This is a genomic window from Clostridium sp. CCUG 7971 (genome assembly GCF_017590215.1).
Lineage (GTDB): Bacteria > Bacillota > Clostridia > Peptostreptococcales > Peptostreptococcaceae > Faecalimicrobium.
The window spans coordinates 1-5,496 of record NZ_JAFFPK010000200.1 but is presented as its reverse complement, the minus strand read 5'-3'; the positions used below and the strand labels follow the sequence as shown (position 1 = coordinate 5,496).

The following is a 5,496-nucleotide window of genomic DNA, read 5'->3' as shown; positions in this document are numbered from 1 at the left end:
CCAATACATCTATTGATAAATTTATTTTAGCTCTACTTTTTAATTCTATAGAATTCATTTTAGCCTCCTTGATACATAATATAATGCATGCATAACTACTAACATTATACTACAAAAAATAAGATAATAGGGGATTATAATCCCCTATTATCTTATTTTTGTATATTTACTAATCAGCTAAAACAACTTTCTTTTCTAGTATTAAACACTTTCCTGCCTTTAACGGTTCATCTGGTTTTAGTTCATTTAACTCTGCTATTTCATCTTCAGTAGTGTTATATTTTTTAGCTACATTCCAAAGACTATCTCCTTCTTTACATATGTATACTATTATACTTGGAGCTGTAGATAAATCATATACACCTAAATCATCACCTTTTATTATAAAACTTTCTGATTTTTTATCTATTGCTTCAGTAAATCTCTTTACTTTCATATTTAAATCTATTTGATCTCTATTTAAGTCAACATCTACCTTTTCTATGCAAACTGTACTAAACACTTTACAAGTATCTGTTAAACTATCTATAGTTACTTCATGCTCAAAAGGTATCTCTTCACTTATTCTATAAACTGATTTTAAACCTTCTACTGGAACATATAATACATCTACCTTTATAACACCTTGTATCACGCTATTATTATCTTCAATATATGCATTTTCTATTGATATAGAAGGGCAAACACTTACTATATCTTTTATTTGCATATCATCATTAGAATTTTTTATACTTTCTCTAACTATAAAAGTCTCAGTTCCACTACTTAGTGCTTTATTAAGTTCCATTGTTCTTTGATCAAATTTTATTATTTTTTGTGGAGAGTAAGCATCTTGTAAAACTTCTCTACTTACTTCATCAGTTACTTTAACTTTGCAATATACAGTACAATCTAAATCTAATATTCCTGTATTACTTTCATTATTTTGCTTAAATATATAATTTAAATCTCCCATAGATAATAAACTTTCTTCTGTCATACCTTCACAAGCACCAGGCACTTCAATAAATTGAGTAAAATCTATTCCTATTTTATCTAATTCTACTATCTCACCATCATAAGTACAAGCTAATGGATTTATTTCTAAAACTCCACCTACTATAACCTTATTGTCAGTTACTCTACTTTCTTTTATTTTTGCAGTTGGGCTTAAGCTTATTATAGATTGAATTTCCTCAGTATTAATAGTAACAGTATCTCTTATTACACTTTCTGATTTTTCTATTCCTATTATGTCTTGGTAGTTTATTTCTTTTCTATATTTTTGTATTCCTTCTACTTGAGAAACATCTTTTACTATATCTAATCTTTGCTTATCAAATAAACTTCCTCTTATATTCATAAGAGCACCAACTCTTATTTTTCTTTCATTTAATATTGTACAATCTACATGCTCAACTTCTGGAAATAACATATATTCCATATCTTGAACCACATTATCTTTTTCTATAACCTCATTTATGTCTATCCTACCATCCATACTAGAAACAGTATTTTTATCATCTGTTATGTACATAACATTATAATTAAAACTTCCCCTGCAAAGTATTTTTCCATCTGTCACTTCTGTTTTTTTAAGACATATGTACCCTTCAGTTTTTACAATTTCGTAAACATCTGACTTTTTATCTGGCACAACTGCTTCTGCCTCTATAAATGTTTGGTATTTTCCAAAGTCTATTCTATTGTCTACTTTTATTACATCTTTAATTAGTTCCATATTTATCCCCCCTGTAAATTAAATAAAAATATCACACTATATTTATATTTAAAAAACAAAAAAAAATTACACCTATTTTTAATAGGTATAATTTTAACTTACATGTAATTTATTTTGATCTTTAAAAACTTGCAATTTCACATTCGATGTCAATAAGTCTGAGTAACTATATGATACTCTTGAATATCCATTTCCATCATCATCTAATTTTACAACAAACACACTTGGATAAACTTTTTCTAGTACTCCCTTTTTAGTAACAATCTGCTTTCTACCTTTATTCGCCCTTAGTAATATTTTCTTACCTAAATGTCTCTCAAGGCTTTCTCTTATTTTGTCTAGAGTTTGAACAGTAGCCATAATATCACCTTCTTTAAACGTTTGTATGTTTACATAATATCATAGATATGTTTTTTTGTCAAATGTTTAAACTAAATATTTTATATATTTTTCACTAAAAAGTCAATAGTATTTTTTAATATATACAGTATAATTTTATAAATTTCTGTTAGTATAAAATTGATTTAGGCATAGCCCATCTAAACTTACCTCTTGTTTCTAGTCCTCCGACCCCTTTAATACCAGTAACAGTCTGATCTATAACCTCATTTATAGGTACAACTATATCTATTCTTGAACATGCGATTTTTTCTACTACGAATACAGGATCTAGTGCATGTATCATTATCCTGCCTGGAGAACTCGCATAATTTGCACCTGCATTTATTATTTGTTCATAATTAGATTGGCACGCTCCTGCAAAAATAACTAAACTATCTATATTAGGTTGCCATTTTCTAGCTTGTTTAACCGCTTTAATAAAATTTAATGAATTTCTATAATTACTTAAATCTGTTATATTGCCTTTTCTAGAAGTTAGTGCATCATGACCTGTTATCACTAATATATCCGGATTGTGTTTTTCAAGTAACGCTCTTACTTCTTTATATTGATTCGCTTCTGGTATTGAAACTCCTACTGCTGGAATTCCCAATTCTGTATACACATCTAAACATATTTTTAAATACTCTTTATCTCCATCTATTTGAAGTACTTTTCCAGGCATGCCATAAACATTAGTATTTGCTTGAAGTTTAGGCACCGCCCTCATCATCTTTTTTTGTCTTTCTTTCGCCTTTACTAAAGATTGACATAGTACCCCTTCTACATTTTTATCTATTAAAACATTTTTTAAATCTGGAAGTTTAACTATTTCTAAATCTTCTAAATAAGCATCCGCCATTATTCTAAAAGCTACACCTTTTAGCATTACCACTTTACGGTTATTTTCATCTACATTAAATCCTACTATTTTAAATATAATGTCTTTGTTATAAGATTTTCTTGCTACTATATCTCCTATTTTCATAGCTGTCCTCCCTAAAACTTTTTATCTTAATCTATAATATGTAGCATAGTTTCTTTTGTTACCTAAGAATATAAATGATTTTTTTGTTGAAAAATAAAATAGTTAGTGATAATATAAATATAAACTTATGTTTATGTATATAAACAAATATTTATTTTTGGTGATAATTATGACTGATAGAGAAAAAGAAATTTTAGATATTTTAAAAGAAAACCCTATGATTTCTCAACAAGAGTTAGCTAATCAGCTAAATATAACTCGTTCTTCTACTGCAGTGCATATAACTAATCTTATGAAAAAGGGCTATATTAAAGGAAAAGGTTATATCCTAAAAAAGGATAATTATATAACGGTTATAGGAGGATCTAATATAGATATCCAAGGTGTTCCTAATAAAAAACTTGTTATGCATGATTCTAATCCTGGAAAAGTAGATATATCTTTAGGTGGTGTTGGTAGAAACATCGCTGACAACATATGTAGGTTAGGTGTAAGTACAAAACTTATTTCTGCAGTTGGAAATGATTTATATGGTAATCAAATATTATCAGAGTGTAAGAGTTATGGTATAGATGTTGAAGATTTTTATATATCAAATGAGTATTCTACATCAATATACGTATCTGTATTAAATGATGCCAATGATATGCAAATTGCTATATCACACATGGATATACTAGATAAATTAGATTTATCTTATATTTCTTCAAAGCATCAGCAAATTAATGACTCTTTAGCTATAGTGTTAGATACTAATCTATCTTATGAAGTAATAAGCTATATTACTTCAACTTATTCTCATATACCAATATTAGTTGACACAGTGTCTACTTCTAAGTGTATGAAAATTAAAGACATCGTAGGTCGCTTTAATACTATAAAATTAAATAAGTATGAAGCTGAAGCTTTATCTGGTATAAAAATTGATAACATAGATGATATAAAATCATGCTCTAAATACTTCTTAAACGAAGGTGTAGAAAATGTATTTATAACGCTTGGTAAAGATGGCGTGTACTGTGAAGATAATTCACATAGCATCTATGTAGATGGTGTAAAAACTGAAATAGTTAGTGCTACTGGGGCCGGAGATGCATTTATAGCAGGTCTTGTTTATAGTCATTTAAATAATTTTGACATTGAATATAGCGCTAAATTCTCTATGGCAGCATCAATAATAGCACTTTCTCATGAAAATACAATAAATCCAAACATGTCAGTAGACAATGTTGAAAAAATACTTAAGGAGATGATCTTATGTTAGAGAAATATTTACAAGTACATCCAGAAGTTCAAAAGGCAGTAGCATCAGGACAACCTGTAGTTGCATTAGAATCAACTATAATATCTCATGGTATGCCTTACCCTAAAAATATAGAAATGGCTAAAAATGTTAGTAAAATAATAAGAGACAATGGGGCTATTCCAGCTACTATAGCTATAATAGATGGTGTATTAAAAGTTGGTCTTACTACTGAAGAAATAGAATTATTAGGAACTAGCAAAAATGTTGTTAAGGCTAGTAGAAGAGACTTACCATTTATAATATCAAAAAAATTAACAGGAGCTACTACAGTTGCTACTACTATGATATTAGCTAATTTAGCAGGTGTTAAAGTATTCGCTACAGGTGGTATAGGTGGAGTTCACAGAGGAGCTCAAGAAACTTTTGATATATCAGCTGACTTACAAGAATTAGCTAATACTGATGTTGCTGTTATATGTGCAGGAGCTAAATCTATATTAGATATAGGATTAACTTTAGAATACTTAGAGACTAACGGAGTTCCAGTTATAGGATTTGGTACAGATGAAATGCCTGCATTCTATACAAGAAGAAGTGGCTTTGGTGTTGATTACAGAGTAGATTCTTCTATGGAAGTTGCTCAAGCGTTAAAAGCTAAATGGGACTTAAACTTAAAAGGTGGTATGGTTATAGGTAATCCAATACCAGAAGAATTCGAAATGGATTATGATACTATAAATAATGCTATAGAGTCTGCTTTAAAAGAAGCAAAAGAGAAAAACATAGGTGGTAAAAATGTTACTCCATTCTTATTAGATAAAGTTAAAACTATAACTGAAGGTAAAAGTTTAGAGGCTAACATAGAATTAGTTTATAACAATGCTAAGGTTGGAGCTCAAATAGCTAAAAACTTATCTGATTTAAATAATAACTAATCCATTTATATTAATTTATAGTCAGCTAATAGTTAATATTATAATGAGAAATTAGTTTGTATAAAAATTCACTTTGCTTAACAATCGCTCAAGCTTAGTGATATTTTAAAAGAGTATCTAAGAAATAATATTATTTCTTAGATACTCTTTTTTAGTCTTCTTTTAAGTTAGGTACTACTTTTTTGATTTCCTCAATCTGATGCCATGTTTTTTCTAGATTATTTTG

General features: G+C 28.4%; 5 protein-coding genes. 2 read left to right on the top strand and 3 right to left on the bottom strand.

What is annotated here, in order from left to right; all coding sequences use genetic code 11:
* Positions 1–169: 169 nt before the first annotated feature.
* The 3 genes from JWF52_RS18550 to yabG form a co-directional block, all read right to left on the bottom strand.
* Positions 170–1,720 (bottom strand): DUF3794 and LysM peptidoglycan-binding domain-containing protein, encoded by a 1,551-nt coding sequence (locus tag JWF52_RS18550; RefSeq protein ID WP_208334952.1) that lies wholly within the window; start codon positions 1,718–1,720, stop codon positions 170–172.
* Positions 1,721–1,813: 93 nt separating this feature from the next.
* Positions 1,814–2,080 (bottom strand): Veg family protein, encoded by a 267-nt coding sequence (locus JWF52_RS18545; RefSeq protein WP_042277278.1) that lies wholly within the window; start codon positions 2,078–2,080, stop codon positions 1,814–1,816.
* 148 nt (positions 2,081–2,228) lie between these two features.
* Complete coding sequence (gene yabG, locus JWF52_RS18540; protein ID WP_208334951.1) at positions 2,229–3,089, bottom strand: sporulation peptidase YabG; 861 nt, start codon at positions 3,087–3,089, stop codon at positions 2,229–2,231.
* Between the two features lie 169 nt (positions 3,090–3,258).
* Between yabG and JWF52_RS18535 the strand changes: the two genes are divergently transcribed.
* Both JWF52_RS18535 and JWF52_RS18530 read left to right on the top strand, forming a co-directional pair.
* The gene (locus JWF52_RS18535; RefSeq protein ID WP_208334950.1) at positions 3,259–4,353 is read left to right on the top strand and encodes a PfkB family carbohydrate kinase; all 1,095 of its coding nucleotides are present in this window, start codon (positions 3,259–3,261) and stop codon (positions 4,351–4,353) included.
* Positions 4,347–5,270: a pseudouridine-5'-phosphate glycosidase gene (locus JWF52_RS18530; protein WP_208334949.1), complete on the top strand. Its 924-nt coding sequence runs from the start codon at positions 4,347–4,349 to the stop codon at positions 5,268–5,270. The genes JWF52_RS18535 and JWF52_RS18530 overlap by 7 nt, the downstream gene beginning before the upstream one ends.
* Positions 5,271–5,496 lie beyond the last annotated feature (226 nt).

Bases quoted from the DNA above. Each gene is read 5' to 3' on its own strand.
- JWF52_RS18530 (WP_208334949.1), top strand. From the start codon at position 4,347: ATGTTAGAGAAATATTTACAAGTACATCCAGAAGTTCAAAAGGCAGTA.
- JWF52_RS18545 (WP_042277278.1), bottom strand. From the start codon at position 2,080: ATGGCTACTGTTCAAACTCTAGACAAAATAAGAGAAAGCCTTGAGAGA.
- JWF52_RS18535 (WP_208334950.1), top strand. From the start codon at position 3,259: ATGACTGATAGAGAAAAAGAAATTTTAGATATTTTAAAAGAAAACCCT.
- JWF52_RS18550 (WP_208334952.1), bottom strand. From the start codon at position 1,720: ATGGAACTAATTAAAGATGTAATAAAAGTAGACAATAGAATAGACTTT.
- yabG (WP_208334951.1), bottom strand. From the start codon at position 3,089: ATGAAAATAGGAGATATAGTAGCAAGAAAATCTTATAACAAAGACATT.